Origin of the sequence: Archaeoglobus fulgidus DSM 4304 (genome assembly GCF_000008665.1) — an archaeon.
In the GTDB taxonomy this organism is placed as follows: Archaea; Halobacteriota; Archaeoglobi; order Archaeoglobales; family Archaeoglobaceae; genus Archaeoglobus; species Archaeoglobus fulgidus.
In genome coordinates, this window is sequence record NC_000917.1 from 1,480,539 (window position 1) to 1,494,801 (window position 14,263).

The following is a 14,263-nucleotide window of genomic DNA, read 5'->3' on the forward strand; positions in this document are numbered from 1 at the left end:
TATGATCTGCCCAGGTTGTTCCTGTCTGTGTGATGATATCTACATCAAGGACGGAAAGGTCTTCAACGCCTGCAGGAGAGGTGAGGAGATTTTTGCGAAGTACAACGAGAACAGGGCTGTAGCGAGGGTTGATGGAAAGGAGGTGGATGTTGACACAGCCATAGAGAAGGCCATTGAAATTCTCAAGGATGCGAAGAATCCCGCAATTTACGGCCTCGATACGACAGTTGTTGAGGCTCAGAGTCTGGCGATAGAGGTTGCGGAGAAGCTCAACGGCTACATCGACGACAACTCCTCCTTCTGCCTTGGGGAGCTTGTTGAGGCTGTGCTTAAAGGGGAAATTCCGACAACAACGCTTGATGAGGTGAGGGACAACGCATACGTTCTGGTTTACTGGGGAACAAACCCCTACCACAGCCTTTCGAGGCACATGTCCAAGTACACCTACTATCCGAGGGGAAAGAGGAGGCCGAGGGGTTACGATGAGGACCGCTACTTAGTTGTTGTTGATGTGAGGAAAAGCGAGACTGCAAAGCTTGCTAAGAAGAACGCGAAGTTCATTCAGGTTGAAAGCGACGCTGAGCTTGTGGACTCCTTCATGAAGGTTGTTGATGGGAAAGCAGCGAAATACGCCAAGGAGGCTGGTGCGATAATCACGGAGATGAAGAAGGCAGATTTCAACGTAATTTTCGGTGGTCTGGGTCTTAAATACGGCCTTAAAGACTTGAACATGTTCAAGGAGATGGTTAAAAAGCTGAATGAGGTGGCCAAGGTTTACTTCATTCCCGCAGGCTTCCACGGCAACATGAGGGGCTTCAACGAAACCCTCTTCGAGAAGGTTGGCTATGTGAACAAATACAGCTTCAGAGATGGTAAGAGCGGAGAGGAGTTTGCCTTCACGGAGCTTCTGAAGAACGAGAAGATTGACGCTGCCCTAATAGTGGGAACGGATCCAGTTTACTCACTCCCCTTCGACGTGTCATCCAAGCTCGGCAAGGTGAAAACCATAGTTATCGACCCGAGGATGAGCTTTACTGCCAGAATAGCGGATGTGGTCATTCCTTCAGCAATATCTGGCATAGAGGCAGGGGGAACGATGGTCAGGAGCGACGGTGTGAGGGTGATGCTTGAGCCTCTGGAAGAGAAAGAGGTTAACGACGTTTACATCCTTCAGAGGATTAAGGAGGGATTGTGATGATGCGCTTTTCCAAGTTTCTGAAAGTTGAGGCAGACATCGTCGTGGCAAGGCACGCTCTGGTGATGGACGAGACGAAGAGCAAAGCTGAGCCCGTCATATTCCTCCATCCTGAATTCGCCAAGAGGAGCGGTGTGAAGGAGGGGGATGTGGTTGAGGTTGAGGCTAACGGCAGAACTGTGAAGCTTAGAGCAAAGCTATCAGAAAACGCTCCCGAGAATGGTGGGATAATGCCCAACGGCATCTTCGCGAGCTACCTGACAGGCTTTGATGGTTTCAAGAGGTTCAAGGCCAATATTGAGGTGGCTGAGGGGGAGCCGACATCGTTTGAGGAGATTCTCGAAAAAATAAAAGGTTAAGAAACAACAATATTTTTCACAACCACTTTTACAACCTTGTAGCTATAGTCAATCACGGCCATTTTCACCGTGTACTCCCCCGGTGAGCCGAAGGACATTGTTGTTGTTGCCCCCATCCTCATTCGGCCGTTGCTGAACACCCAGATGATCTGTTTATAGTTTATTCCTTCAACGTAGGCCTTGAAAGTAATTCTTTGACCTGCCTTTGGCTCTTCTGGCGTGTAGGTGAAGTCGGCAACAACCGCTTTCTCTTCGTAGGTGTAGCTTCCAACATTGCCCGCAAGGTCTTCCATGGTTATCTTAATGGTTGAATCTGCGATGCTGCACTTCCAGACGTCTCCTTCTCTCTGCATCTCAATACCGTTGGCCCTGGCCCACTTCAACTCTTCCGACGGTTTTACGATGAGCGTGTCGCTATTCTTTTCTACACTGAGAACTTCAGGTGGCTTTGTATCGAGAGTAAAGGTTAGCCTTTCACTTGCCGCATTCAAAGCTTCAACCCACCACGTGTGGTCTCCGTCAGCAATGTTTGCGTTTACAGTAATTTCCCCTGAACCATAGCCCTCATACACGGCGTTGCCGTCAACGTAGAGCGTAAAGGCAGCTTCAACGGGCAGCACAAATTTGAATTCTGCCTTGTTTGTTACGCCACTCGGCTCAAGCAGCTCTATCTGAATTTCAGGTAGGTTTATTTCAATGCTGTTAGCATTTCCGGCCTTGTCAATAGCGGTGAGCTTTGCATGGGTTGATTTGACCACAACATCCCAGCTAATTCCGTCTCCACTTACACTGCAGTCACCTTCATCTACTCTCAGCTCAACTTCTTCCGAGGTTCTGAGAACGACCTTGTAGCCATTATCGCTCCACCCCTCCTCAACTACAGTTATTTCAGGCTTGGTGATATCAACTGTAATCAGAACGGTTTCTTCAGCCTTGTTTCCGTCATGGTCGATGGCGACAACTTTGACCTCATGTTTTCCTTCCGTGAGGGTGAGCTCCGGGGCTGTTTCAACACCATCCAGCAGGTAAATCACCTCATCCACCGCAGTTTCCGCATCATAGGCGCTGACAGCTAAGCTTAGCTCTGTGTAGTTTATGTACTCTGGAAGGGCCGGAAGCTCAATGACGGGTGTGTTGATGTCCCTGAGTGTTATATTGACGGTCATGTCGCCATCCGCTATGAAGGTGTGCTCAGCATAGCCCTCGGCAGAAACTGTTACAACAGCACCCTTTTCAACCATCAACGTGAAATAACCGTCATCATCCGTCTTTGTCATTTCTGAGCCCGCTTCAACAACCGCATCAACAGGCTTTCCGAGGGAGTTGAGAACGTAGCCCTCAACGGTAACCATAGGCTCATAAACTCTCAGGATTGTGGTTGTTGAGTTCTTTAACCCCTTGTCGTCGCATGCGGTGATTTTGACCTGATACTCCCCACTCTTCTCGTAAACGTGGTTGATTCCCGGAGCTACCCACGAAGTTCCATCGCCGAACTCCCACTTAACCCAGACAACTTTACCATCCGGGTCGTAGGATAGGGATTTGAAGAATACCGGCTCTCCTGCCACCGGCTTTTCGGGAGTAATTTCGAAGAGAACCACTGGTGGCTGATTCTTTGAAACCTGCATGTTCATAGCTGCTGCAAAGGCCCTGTAAGCGTCAACGATACCGCTGCCCGACTTAACGTCCTTCCCAGCAATCTCAATGTCCGTTGCTGATTCTTCAATTGCCCTCTTAACGTCTTCTGGCGTAAAATCGGTATTTGCCTGAAGCAGTAGCGCAGCTATTCCCGAAACATGCGGTGTTGCCATTGACGTGCCTGAAAGGGAAGCGTAGCCCCCATCCTTCCACGTTGAAACAACCGCCACACCCGGAGCGACGACGTCGGGCTTAATGTACTCTGGATTGTAGCCAACAGGCCCGCGGCTGCTGAAGTAAGCAACTTTGCCGGCTTTGTCCACAGCTCCAACAGTTATTGCGTTCTCTGCCGAGCCGGGAGAGGCTATGCTCCTTTCCCCAAGCTCTCCCGAGTTCCCTGCAGCGATTACCGCCACAACTCCCCTTCTCACAATGTCGTTCACAGCCTCGCTCAGTATGTCGTGTCCGTTGGACGGGTAAACCACGTAGGCTGTAACGTCTGCCTCAACCTTTCTGTCTCCCGAATTTGTGAGCCTGATGGTCCAGTTGCCCTTTTCGAGGACAGTCGATGGTGAATACTGGCAGTCGAAGTAAGAACTTGTGACGGTGCACTGAGGCTTTACTGCAGTCCCTGACGGTGAGATGAGCTGGAATTCGAAGCTTTCGGGAATTTCTTTGGACAACGTGTGCATTACGATGAACCAGCCATTTGCAGTCCAGCCAGCGTTGCCGGTCTCAACGTCATCGTAAAAGCCGATTTCGGGTATTGCTATGTTGTCTATCCAGACATAGTTGTCACCGTACGACTCAAAAATTAGCCTTCCCGCAGTGCTGGAGCTTAACTGTATGCTCTTCCAGCTGTTGTAGGTTGCAGAAGACAGAGAGAGCAGCTCCTTGGTTTCCCCGTTCGCCTCAAGCTTAACAACAAAGCTCCCTCTCACATACCCTATAATGTCGAACTTAAGCGTGAAGGGCCTGTCAACGTCCATTTCAAGGGTCCTTGTTCCACCGTAAGGCGGCGCAGCCCAGACGTAGTTCACCGTGTCGGGATTAACCCTCAGCTTAATGTAACTCGGCACGAAGTTGTCCATGTCATCGTAAACTTCTCCGAGGCTCGAATAAACCGGAAGATTAATTTCGTAGCTCTCTCCTGAGTTGAGAACTTTTCCGTAGCTCCCCCCAATCCGGGCAATGCTCCAAGACTCATGCTTATCACGTCCGCACCATTTTCATAGGCCCACTGTATCCCCATGAGAACGGTTGAGAGCTTCCCGCTCCCCCTGCTGTCGAGAACCTTTGCTGCCATGATTTCCGCTTCCGGAGCGACTCCTGTTATCTCTCCAGCGATTGTTCCTGCAACGTGAGTTCCGTGTCCGTTATCGTCGTAGGGCTCAGTTTGCCCGTTGACGAAGTCAGCAAAGGCTACGATTCTATCAGCAAAATCCGGGTGCCTCGCAACGCCGGTGTCTATGACGGCAACCTTAACCCCGCTACCCTTGTAGCCCATTTTCCATACTCCCGAGACGTTTATGAAGTCAAGGTTCCACACGTCTGCTTCACTGACAGACGTTGCTGTGGTGGAGAAGAGATCAGGCATGGATAGCATCTGTATTTCGTCAACGGCCTTTACGTCGACGTCGGGATAGACTCCTTCAACATAGGGATTCTCCGACAGCTTTTTGATTTCATCTTCACTCAAATCAGCCGCAATGACGCTGAACAGCTCTATTTTCTTTGCTCCGTGCATTGTGGCAGCAACGTCATCCAGATATCCGTCCGCAACCTTTATAATCACTGGAACTCCTGCTGCCGTTTGGAGACTCACTATTATCACCAAGCTCATTATTATTATTGTCCTTATACTCATCATGAAAATCGGTCAAACCTTCCGTAAATAAATTTTTCTCACAAAATAGTAAATACCGAAAAAATTAGAATAACAAATTTAAGAATTAGTTAAAAAATATTAACAACATTAAAAAAATTTATCCAAACTCAAGATAAAATTTCGAAATTGCTACTCATTTTTCTCTGCAGTAGTAGAGCACACCGCCATGTATGAAGAAAAACACACCCTTCTCTCTGTCATAGAACAGATGCTCGAACGTCTCTTCAGCGGCCTTTGAAATGTCCTCAAACCTCTCCACCTCAACCATTTCCAGATTTGTTTCAGGCATTCTGGCAAAGGAAACTTCTTTCAGCTTCTTTTCCCAAGAAACTCTTTCTATTTCCCTTTCAAGGGAGGAAACATCGCTGTATTTAGTTCTGTAAACTACCGACAGGCCGGCGAAGATTATAGAAACTGTGCATAATGCTGCCGGAATTACCTTCATATGCAGCGGTTTTTGAACTTCAACGACTCTGGTGGAAGGCATTTCAAAATCTCTTGTCTCGTTAAGCGTTGAGAAGGAGTAGTAGGTGCTCTGCACGTCTATTGGTATCTTAAAGCTTAATGTTTCGTCAACGTCTTTGCCCGTAATCTTTCCGTAGTAATGCACGCTGACATCGATTCTGGCCCCTGTTTTTCCAAGATAAACACCAAAGGAGTTCTGAGCTTCGTTAATTTTTGACTTTAGGTCTGTGACATTTATTTTGAAGTTCGTTTTGATTTCTCCTCTGGATGTGTTGGATGCAGCGTAGTATACCTTCTCCCAGACGGGAGCGTCGCTAACCTCGTAGAAGTAAACGATTTTTGCTTCAGTTTCGATGGTTATATCCCCTCTTGGAGCTGTTGTGAAGTAAAATTCTCCTGAATATTCGGGGGTGAGGGAGTAGGAGTACACCGGGAGGGTGACGAAGGACCCATTAGCCCATATCGGGTTGTCCTTCTTGACCTCTGCCCCACCGCTGAAGTATGCGAGTGCGGAGTAGTGCCTGATACTAATTTGAGTTTCCTTTGTCTCGGGGATTGTGGCCCAGTAAAGTGCGTAGGCTGATGCAACCAGCGTGATGAGCGAGATTATCAGAACCGGGATATACCATTTTCTCACGATTAGTTTAAAATTATTCATGTTATTTTTTCACCCTCCTCCTATATGTTTCTTTCGAGGTTTGTAGTAAACTGGTTTGAGCAGCAGCGTTGCAATTGCTGAGGTAACGAGGGGTGTGAGCCAGAGGATGCCCAGCCTGTAGAGGGGATAGAGGAGGATTAAAGGCATTGCACCGTTGATGGCGGTGTTGAAGCTGTAGCTTGCAGACTCGCCCGGGTTGAGAACGGAGTAGTAAGGGGGCTCGGAGTGGAAAAGATAAACAGTGAGGAAGCCTTTGTTGATTACACCCCCATCAACGACCTCAAGCGTGGGATTGAAAGCGGCGAAGGAAATAATCAGCGCTGCAGCGAAGGTTACAACCAAATAGTGTGTTTTTAGAGCTTTTTTGTTTCTTCTCTCATGCATTAACTTGATTCTTTCCCTCCTTTTCAGTATCTTTTCCTCCATTGTGAGATTCCTGAACTCTGAAGCCATCAAAACAGATGCGGGGATGAGAATGAACAGCAGGTACATCATAATATTCCGGTTCTTGAATTCGTGGAAGAGGTAGCCAATGTAAGGTATTCCGAATAGAAATTTGCCGTAAACGTCTTTTTCGTGCACATCAAAGGGGTCAACATCCTCAACAGCATCGCCCTTCGTCTTAAAGTAGCCATCCCCTATTTCCACAACTCTGTGGGTTATCAAAACGGACTTCTTCCCCGAAGGGTCCTTGAATGCCACAACATCCCCCAGAGAAACGTCCGAGCTTCTTTTAACAACAATAAGGTCTCCCGGATGCATGAGCGGCTCCATGCTGCTGCTCAGAACGACGAGGATGCGCACATCATCGCTATAAACCTCATAGGCGGAAAAGAGGATGAAAACAACAAATAGAGCAGTTATCAAACCACTAATATTCATTCTACTCCTCCAGAGTTATTGTCACGGGAATTTCAACGACCTTATATGGGTAAGAGGGATATGAGATGGTGAGTTCTCCGACATAGGTTCCGTTTGTTTGTGGAGAAAGGTGCATTCCGACCTCCCAGTCATTCACGTTCTTCCTCAAAGAAAACTGAACAAAATCATCCCCATCCCAGCTCAGCTTTGGTATTCCGGGAGCATCAACTATTCTGAAAATTACATCGTAGCTGTACTCCTCATTGGGCTTACCGTAGAAATCTATTTTTACAGGGCTCTCCTTTTTTACAAAGCTCACGGTGGGGTAGATTTCAGAGGCCCAGTGCCCGCTTTTGAATGTGCTTCTCTGAGACTCTACGTCGTAGAAGTAGCTAAGAGTTCCTGAGACCATTATAAGGAATCCTATTACGGTTGCGAAGAGCAGAATTTTTCTCATTTCAACTCACCAACTATACTCTTTATCTCAATAATTAATAAAGCTATTCCCGGGATGAGGATTAAGAGCAGATAACCCGGCAGAGTTCTAACAACACTGCCAAGCAATCCAAGCTTCGGGATTTTTGCCACATAAACCCCAACAACGCTGTCATAGCTTACGGGCTCATCCTCTCTCGGCAGGTTGTCACCTTTCGTGATTATCGCCTCGGACGTTTTCTCAACCACTCTGTGCGTGATGAGGTATGTTTTTCCATCAATGGTTTTCTTGTAGGTTACGATATCCCCTACTTCCACATCGGAAGGATTTTTGGGGAAAATTAAAATCAGGTCTCCCGTCTCCAGTTCGGGGAGCATGGAAGTGCCGTAGGTGTTCAGAACCCTCACTCCACTAAGGTAGAGGGCCAGAATTGTCAGAAGAATGGCTGATAGAAGATAAAGTTTCGGCCTCATCTCACAACAACTCCGTGGGCGGCGATGCAGTTGCCGTAGTCAACCACGTACTCATCAAAGTTAGAATTTAGCCCCTCGTGTTTGTAGGGGAATTTTCCCGGAGCGGACTTGGGAGGTGGACAGTCTCCGACGTAGAGGTGGGTTTCAGTCAGCATCCATCCACCATTTACGCTGTATTTCACCCTTATTTTCCCGCCAGCATCCTCGACTGTCAGGGAGCCCACGTGAATGTGCCGACCTGCGTAAATGGGAACCTGCAGCCCTCCACCGGTGTATGTGAAGTAACCACCCCATCCCTGTCCAAACTCATGGAAATCTCCGCCTATCGCCCAGCAGGTCTCCTCCTCACCTCCATTGCCATCAACCTGCTCAAGGGACAGCTCAAGGTCAAACTTTGCCAAATCTCCCTGATACTCATTCTCAGCACTGCTGTTGATGTGGAAGGTGAAGTGGACGTCGCAAACCTCCCCCGGAGCAATGGGTGAGGTGTAGAATTTTAAATCCTCAAGTTCCCTCAGCGTTTTGTTGTCGTTCTCCACAATCAACTGGGAAAAGCTCTCGCACTCCACCCATATGCCAGTGAAGGTCTGATAGGAGATGTTGTTTATTTCATTAAGATAGTCGAATCTCGCCTCTTCCTCTGTAAACACTCCTCCAAAGTCCCTCACGTTGAAGATTTTAAGGTCAACAACAGCCGGATTGTTTCCGGCGTTCTTAATCCTTATTATCTTCTCTTTGTATTCGCAGGGCTTCGCCTCGATGTCGATGAGCTTACCCGGGTTGTCAACCCATCCGTTTTGCCAAACTTTGAGGTCAATGTAGCCTGTTGTGTAGGTTGATGGGGAAGATTCAGCATCTGAAAAGTAGGCCAGAGTGCTTCCGGCAAATAAAATTAAAGAAATTGAAAAAAATATAAGGTAATTTCTCATTATTCGCTCGCCACCTGCTCAAGCTTCACGATGATGTCGAAGAAAGTTATGTCGCCCTGATACTTGTTGCCTGCGTCAGTTGAAAAGTCGATGTACATGGCCAATTCGAGGTAGCTGTCGGTTCCGTTGTACCAACCGTCGTTGTCTATTTCTGGCGGAGGTATGTTGTCAAAGCCTGTCATCGCCAAATCCTCCAAATCCATGTAGCCGTTGGAGTTTGCGTCAACGAGGTTGTAAGGTGCAGCAAGTCCGGTGGCTGTTGGCTGATAGTTGTCTATAATCTTGTCGTCCCTGACCAGAGCGTTATTGGTGTACCACTTGAAGTGCAGATGATGTAGTTTGATGTAGGCCCCCATTCCGTTAGCTCCAAGATGTCCGGTGGCGTAAGGGACGCCAATTATGGGAGACTGGCTGACGTCCGAATCACTCTCTGGCCCCGCAACAAATCCATCTGTTGCATTGCCGTTGTCATCCTCGTAGTACTCAAAGCTGAAGTTTATCTCAAGATGGTCTCCTTTGTTCTCCCCCCAGTTCCATATTCTCAGCTTCCCGTCCTCTCCGGGCTCGCCCGGCTTCCAGTCATAGATGTCGAGTGCAACGTGCCCCGGAATATCATTGGTAAGGCCTATGTCCATCGTTCCCGCTTCAAAGTAGTTCTCTCCCGTCTCTTCCACATCAGCAAAGTAGGCGTAGGTGCTGAGGGTTGCCATCGCTATGGCAGCGATAAACACAAAGGCTGCAGCGGTCTTCATTTTTCACACCTCAGTATGGGGCACCGTCATCATTAACCTGGAAGGCCTTGAAGACGATGTCAAACTGCATCTGGTCGCCCTGATACTCGTTTCCTGCATCGCTTTTCATGTGGAAGCTGAACAGCACATTCACGCACTCGTCTGGCTGAAGTGTTGTCAGCTCGTACCAAGTTCCCTCAACGTCCCTCACTGTCAAAACTCCTTCCTTAACAAGAACGTTCCAGCCTTCACCTTTGTTGTAGGCCAAGTCAAACCACGTCACGTTCGAAAGGTCGTTTATCAGCCCACTTGGGTCAGCTTCAAGCTCCGGCTCGGTAACTTCATTGTTCGACTCGGTGATGTTGTCTATTCTCGTGTAAACGACGGCCGGATTTGTTCCATTGTTGCAGACGAGCTTGTAAACGCAGAAGTTCAAGCTCGGCTTTGCGTCATCCGTAACAATCACAGATGTAGTCCATGGATTCTCGCCGTCAACTGAGATATCAATGGTGCCCGCAGTGATGGTGTTGTTGTCGCTCACCTCAACGTCGTAGAAGTAGGTGAGGGTGCCAGTAGCAATCACTGCCATCATGAATCCGATGGAAAGGATGCTGAGCAGCAGTTTTCTCATTTCACTCACCTGAAAAAATTAGAGGAGTCACTCGAAGGGGTTGCTGTCGTCGTTGAGCTGCGTAACGGCAAACTTCAGGGTTGCTCCCCAGCTATCAGACTGGGCCATGTTGTCAGTATCGGTAGGTGTCCACTCCCAGTAGATGCCGAAGCAGTATGTCTGGCATGCTTCCATGTATCCTCCCGGTAGATACTGGCTGAGGTTGAAGTTCGCATCGGAGATATCTTTCAGGTATCCGCTCCACAGCAGCTGTTCGCTGCCATCTCCGTTTCCATCAACAAACGTATCCCTACAGCCGAAAGGACAACCATCGTAGAAGTCATACTTGTTGTCGCAGTCGTCATCCCTCCAGATCATCACGTGGATGTACTCATCAAGCTCTCCATACCAAGCTCCATCTGTGGTATCTCCTGCTTCCTGCTCTGGCTCCGTAAGGCCATTGTCATCGTCTTCCGTAACATCAACGGCAAACCACAGATAGCCTGGGTTGTTGTAGAGGTGCAGGCTAACTGTCATCTCTCCGCTATCTCCCGGCTTCACATCGTCGAGCTGCCAGAAGTAGTCCACAGATGCATTAAGGTCTTTCTCGCTAAAGTTGTGGTGGTAAACCTGACCATCCCACTTCCAGTATGTGCTGTTCAGGTCCACTTTCAGGTCGAGGCTGCCAGCCGTGAAGGTTCCCGGCGCCATTTCGGTGTCGCTGAAGTAGGCAAGGGTTCCCGCTCCAAGCCCAATTCCAATCAGCCCCACTACAAGGAGGCTGTACCAAACCTTTTTCACTTCCAATCACCTCAAGATGAAAAACGTCTTCATTTTTAATATGCTTATTGAAATATAATTATGAATCAAAAATAAGTATTGCAAATTCGGATTGAAAATCGGGAAAGAAGCTGTGTATTCATTTTAGGTAACACTAATACACATCAAGCCTAACCAACCTCCGCCCACTTTCGCTGAGCTTCAGCTTCAGGTTTGCTCTTTCGACGAAATCCATCTCCATCAGAAACTCCAGCACTTTTCTCAGCATCGCCCTCTCAACCCTCAGTTTTTCGGCCAATTCCCTTTCGGTCATCTCCTCCTCATTCAGAATGAGCAGAATCTCATCGATAAGTTCTGGAACTTTCATAATACTAATTTTCCTAAGATTTAATATGAATTTTGAAGTATAATTATGGATTTGCATTAAGTAACTGTCTTACGAAATCATTTTTCGTATTTGGGCTTATCGCAAAGACCAAAAAATATTGTCAAAAAATTGAGTTTTCAACGGCATTTTTCAAAGCCTGAAGGTCTTCCTCAATTTCGCTGAATTTTTGTATGAATTCCCTTCCCTTTTCAGTTGTTCTGTACTTCGTTCTTTTACCATCAGTAACTGGCTCAATAAATCCTTCCTTCAAAAGGCAGTTAATGTAATCCTGAGCAACCTTAGAGTTCAAATTCACTCTGTAAACAATTTTGGTAATGTTAACTCCATTTCCGGAGCACGTCTGAAGAATTTCAGCCATGATTTCGATTTTGGACCTTCTCATTTCTGCCACCCTACGAGCCTTTGCAGATGTGGAATGTTATGTTTATGTTTTTAATGATATTTATAGATTTTGTTGAATTGTAACTACCATAATGATGAGAGCCTTAAATTAATTGTATAAAAATTATTTTTATAAGCCCTCAACCGCACCTCGTAAACCCGCAGAACCTGCAGGTTGCGCAACCCTCCCCGTACTCAAGAACATTCCCGCATTCAGGACACACTCCGCCAATCTGCTTCGTCCTCGGCTCCTCTCTCTCCTCAGCCTCGCCGGTGAAGGCCGTGAGGGGCTTGATTCCCTCAACTTCGAACTTTATTTTCTTGTACTCTCCCTTTAGGTGCTTTTCGAGAACCTTTGCCACTCCATCCGCGCAGGATGTTATGACCTCTCCGTTGTCGAATCCTGGCGAGGGACAGCGTATGTTCTTGAGCTGCCTTATCAGCACCTCAGGGTCAATCCAACTCCTAAGCGCGACTGAAAGCAGCCTCCCCATTGCCTCTGTCTGCGACGCAGCGCAGCCTCCGCTTTTTCCAAGCTGCACGAAGACTTCGGCAATCCCGTACTCGTCCTCGTTGATGGTCACATACAGGGAACCGCAGCCTGTTCTGGTCTCAATCGTTCTGCCGGTGGTTATCCTCGGCCTCGGCCTCGGCTCGATGTACTTGGCAGGGGGTCTCGGCTTCGCCTCCTTCTTCTCCTCCTCAGCCTTCTTTATTCTGAGAACCTGCTCCTCTCTGCTGCCATCTCTGTAAACGGTTATGCCCTTACATCCAAGCTCGTATGCCAGCAGGAAAGCCTTCTCAACGTCTTTCCGCGTAGCAGAGTTCGGCATATTTATGGTTTTGCTGACCGCATTGTCCGTGTACTTCTGGAAGGCCGCCTGCATTCTCACATGCCACTCTGGAGAGATGTCGAGAGCGCACTTGAAGACCCTCCTTATGTCCTCGGGAATCTCCTCTATTTCCTGAATGCTGCCTTTTTCGGCAACTTTCTCAATCAGCTCATCTGTGTACAGCCCTCTTCTCCTTAAAACTTCCTCGAATATCTCATTTATCTCGAAGAACTCTTCTCCGTCAAGAATGTTCGTTCTCTTGTATGCTAAAGCGAAAATCGGCTCTATTCCGCTTGAACAGCCAGCGATAATGCTTATCGTTCCCGTTGGTGCGATTGTTGTTGTCGTTGCGTTCCTCATCTTTATTCCCTTCTTCTCCCACACGCTGCCCTTCCAGTTGGGGAAAACACCCCTCTCCTCCGCCAGCTGCTGCGAAGCCCTGTGACTTTCCTCCTGAATGAACTTCATCACCTTCTCAGCAAGCTGGATGGCTTCATCGCTGTCGTAGGGGATGTTGAGCAGAAAGAGCATGTCAGCCCAGCCCATAACTCCGAGACCTATTTTGCGGTTGGCTTTGGTCATCTGCTCGATTTCGGGAATGGGGTAGCTGTTGACATCGATAACGTCATCCAAAAACCTCACGGCAATCCAGACAACCTCCCTGAGCCCATCCCAGTCGATTTCCCCATCTTTAACGAACTTTGCGAGGTTTATGCTGCCAAGGTTGCAGGATTCGTAGGGCAGGAGCGGTTGCTCTCCGCAGGGGTTTGTTGCTTCAATCTGTCCCACGTGCGGAGTGGGGTTGAAGCGGTTTATGGTGTCGATGAAAATCATTCCCGGCTCTCCGTTGCGCCATGCTCCCTCCACAATCAAATTGAATATCTTTCTGGCGGGAACTCTCCTTACAACCTCCCCCGTTCTGGGGTTGATGAGGTCGTAATCATCATCTTTCTTCAAAGCTTCCATGAAGGCGTCGGTTGCGGCAACGCTGATGTTGAAGTTTCTCAGCACCCCCTCCTCCCATTTCGCCTTTATGAATTCCTCAATGTCCGGGTGGTGGACGTTCAGAACGCCCATGTTTGCCCCTCTTCTCCTCCCTCCCTGCTTTATCTGCTCCGTCGCAGCATCAAATATTTTCATGAAGCTTACCGGTCCGCTTGCAACGCCCATTGTGGATTTTACTATATCTCCCTTCGGTCTCAGCCTTGAAAAGCTGAATCCCGTCCCTCCCCCGCTCTTTTGAACCTTCGCCATATCCCAGAGGGCCTTGAAAATGCCGTCAATGGAGTCCTCAACGGGGATGACGAAGCATGCAGAAAGCTGATTCAGCTCCGTCCCCGCATTCATCAGCGTTGGGGAGTTGGGCATGAACTTCTGCTCCCAGAGGAGCTTGAAGAACTTTTCAGCCCACTCTTCAGCATTGTTTCCGTAATTCTCCTCAGCCTTTGCAATTGCCCTGGCAACCCTCCAGCACATCTCTTCTGGAGTCTCAATTACGTTACCTTCATCATCCTTGAGAAGATACCTCTTTCTGAGCACAGTTTCAGCAGTACGATTGAGCTTCATCAGTTATGGTAGATAAGAAAGATAAAACAATTTTGCCTGCCCTTCGAGAGCATCTATTGAAGGAAAAATTGA

Annotated in this window: 15 protein-coding genes; 2 read left to right on the top strand and 13 right to left on the bottom strand. The window is 48.1% G+C overall.

The window, feature by feature from the left end; all coding sequences use genetic code 11:
- The first annotated feature begins 1 nt into the window (after position 1).
- Positions 2–1,195 carry a formylmethanofuran dehydrogenase subunit B gene (locus tag AF_RS08300; RefSeq protein WP_231487475.1) on the top strand — a complete coding sequence of 398 codons (1,194 nt, stop codon included), beginning with the start codon at positions 2–4 and terminating at the stop codon, positions 1,193–1,195.
- Positions 1,195–1,554 carry a molybdopterin dinucleotide binding domain-containing protein gene (locus tag AF_RS08305; RefSeq protein WP_048064435.1) on the top strand — a complete coding sequence of 120 codons (360 nt, stop codon included), beginning with the start codon at positions 1,195–1,197 and terminating at the stop codon, positions 1,552–1,554. Before AF_RS08300 ends, AF_RS08305 begins: the two co-directional genes overlap by 1 nt.
- On the opposite strand, the gene AF_RS08310 is transcribed toward AF_RS08305, so the two are convergent.
- From AF_RS08310 to AF_RS08370, 13 genes are all read right to left on the bottom strand, one after another.
- On the bottom strand, positions 1,551–4,283 hold the full coding sequence (locus tag AF_RS08310) for a S8 family serine peptidase (protein ID WP_010879148.1): 2,733 nt from the start codon (positions 4,281–4,283) through the stop codon (positions 1,551–1,553). The genes AF_RS08305 and AF_RS08310 overlap by 4 nt on opposite strands.
- Entirely contained in the window at positions 4,250–5,062 is an 813-nt protein-coding gene (locus AF_RS08315) for a S8 family peptidase (RefSeq protein ID WP_010879149.1), read from the bottom strand. Before AF_RS08315 ends, AF_RS08310 begins: the two co-directional genes overlap by 34 nt.
- Positions 5,063–5,213: 151 nt before the next feature.
- Positions 5,214–6,203: a DUF5305 family protein gene (locus AF_RS08320; protein WP_010879150.1), complete on the bottom strand. Its 990-nt coding sequence runs from the start codon at positions 6,201–6,203 to the stop codon at positions 5,214–5,216.
- A 9-nt stretch (positions 6,204–6,212) separates the two neighbouring features.
- On the bottom strand, positions 6,213–7,085 hold the full coding sequence (locus tag AF_RS12435) for a signal peptidase I (RefSeq protein WP_010879151.1): 873 nt from the start codon (positions 7,083–7,085) through the stop codon (positions 6,213–6,215).
- Position 7,086: 1 nt separating this feature from the next.
- Positions 7,087–7,521: a hypothetical protein gene (locus AF_RS08330; RefSeq protein ID WP_010879152.1), complete on the bottom strand. Its 435-nt coding sequence runs from the start codon at positions 7,519–7,521 to the stop codon at positions 7,087–7,089.
- Complete coding sequence (locus AF_RS08335) at positions 7,518–7,973, bottom strand: signal peptidase I (protein WP_010879153.1); 456 nt, start codon at positions 7,971–7,973, stop codon at positions 7,518–7,520. Before AF_RS08335 ends, AF_RS08330 begins: the two co-directional genes overlap by 4 nt.
- Positions 7,970–8,902 (bottom strand): TasA family protein, encoded by a 933-nt coding sequence (locus AF_RS08340; protein ID WP_010879154.1) that lies wholly within the window; start codon positions 8,900–8,902, stop codon positions 7,970–7,972. Before AF_RS08340 ends, AF_RS08335 begins: the two co-directional genes overlap by 4 nt.
- On the bottom strand, positions 8,902–9,654 hold the full coding sequence (locus AF_RS08345) for a TasA family protein (RefSeq protein ID WP_010879155.1): 753 nt from the start codon (positions 9,652–9,654) through the stop codon (positions 8,902–8,904). The genes AF_RS08340 and AF_RS08345 overlap by 1 nt, the downstream gene beginning before the upstream one ends.
- A gap of 10 nt (positions 9,655–9,664) precedes the next feature.
- Entirely contained in the window at positions 9,665–10,264 is a 600-nt protein-coding gene (locus AF_RS08350) for a TasA family protein (RefSeq protein WP_048096033.1), read from the bottom strand.
- Positions 10,265–10,291: 27 nt separating this feature from the next.
- Complete coding sequence (locus AF_RS08355) at positions 10,292–11,044, bottom strand: TasA family protein (protein WP_010879157.1); 753 nt, start codon at positions 11,042–11,044, stop codon at positions 10,292–10,294.
- A 133-nt stretch (positions 11,045–11,177) separates the two neighbouring features.
- A complete protein-coding gene (locus AF_RS08360; protein ID WP_048064438.1) occupies positions 11,178–11,390 on the bottom strand; it encodes a helix-turn-helix domain-containing protein in 213 nt (70 codons plus the stop codon).
- Positions 11,391–11,511: 121 nt separating this feature from the next.
- On the bottom strand, positions 11,512–11,793 hold the full coding sequence (locus AF_RS08365) for a winged helix-turn-helix domain-containing protein (RefSeq protein ID WP_048064719.1): 282 nt from the start codon (positions 11,791–11,793) through the stop codon (positions 11,512–11,514).
- Positions 11,794–11,932: 139 nt separating this feature from the next.
- Positions 11,933–14,191, bottom strand: coding sequence for a vitamin B12-dependent ribonucleotide reductase (locus AF_RS08370; protein ID WP_010879160.1), 2,259 nt, complete (start codon positions 14,189–14,191; stop codon positions 11,933–11,935).
- Positions 14,192–14,263 lie beyond the last annotated feature (72 nt).

What these genes read in the sequence shown, in the direction of transcription:
- AF_RS08300 (WP_231487475.1), top strand. Translation starts at nt 2, where the DNA reads ATGATCTGCCCAGGTTGTTCCTGTCTGTGTGATGATATCTACATCAAG.
- AF_RS08305 (WP_048064435.1), top strand. Translation starts at nt 1,195, where the DNA reads ATGATGCGCTTTTCCAAGTTTCTGAAAGTTGAGGCAGACATCGTCGTG.
- AF_RS08310 (WP_010879148.1), bottom strand. Translation starts at nt 4,283, where the DNA reads ATGGACAACTTCGTGCCGAGTTACATTAAGCTGAGGGTTAATCCCGAC.
- AF_RS08315 (WP_010879149.1), bottom strand. Translation starts at nt 5,062, where the DNA reads ATGATGAGTATAAGGACAATAATAATAATGAGCTTGGTGATAATAGTG.
- AF_RS08320 (WP_010879150.1), bottom strand. Translation starts at nt 6,203, where the DNA reads ATGAATAATTTTAAACTAATCGTGAGAAAATGGTATATCCCGGTTCTG.
- AF_RS12435 (WP_010879151.1), bottom strand. Translation starts at nt 7,085, where the DNA reads ATGAATATTAGTGGTTTGATAACTGCTCTATTTGTTGTTTTCATCCTC.
- AF_RS08330 (WP_010879152.1), bottom strand. Translation starts at nt 7,521, where the DNA reads ATGAGAAAAATTCTGCTCTTCGCAACCGTAATAGGATTCCTTATAATG.
- AF_RS08335 (WP_010879153.1), bottom strand. Translation starts at nt 7,973, where the DNA reads ATGAGGCCGAAACTTTATCTTCTATCAGCCATTCTTCTGACAATTCTG.
- AF_RS08340 (WP_010879154.1), bottom strand. Translation starts at nt 8,902, where the DNA reads ATGAGAAATTACCTTATATTTTTTTCAATTTCTTTAATTTTATTTGCC.
- AF_RS08345 (WP_010879155.1), bottom strand. Translation starts at nt 9,654, where the DNA reads ATGAAGACCGCTGCAGCCTTTGTGTTTATCGCTGCCATAGCGATGGCA.
- AF_RS08350 (WP_048096033.1), bottom strand. Translation starts at nt 10,264, where the DNA reads ATGAGAAAACTGCTGCTCAGCATCCTTTCCATCGGATTCATGATGGCA.
- AF_RS08360 (WP_048064438.1), bottom strand. Translation starts at nt 11,390, where the DNA reads ATGAAAGTTCCAGAACTTATCGATGAGATTCTGCTCATTCTGAATGAG.
- AF_RS08365 (WP_048064719.1), bottom strand. Translation starts at nt 11,793, where the DNA reads ATGAGAAGGTCCAAAATCGAAATCATGGCTGAAATTCTTCAGACGTGC.
- AF_RS08370 (WP_010879160.1), bottom strand. Translation starts at nt 14,191, where the DNA reads ATGAAGCTCAATCGTACTGCTGAAACTGTGCTCAGAAAGAGGTATCTT.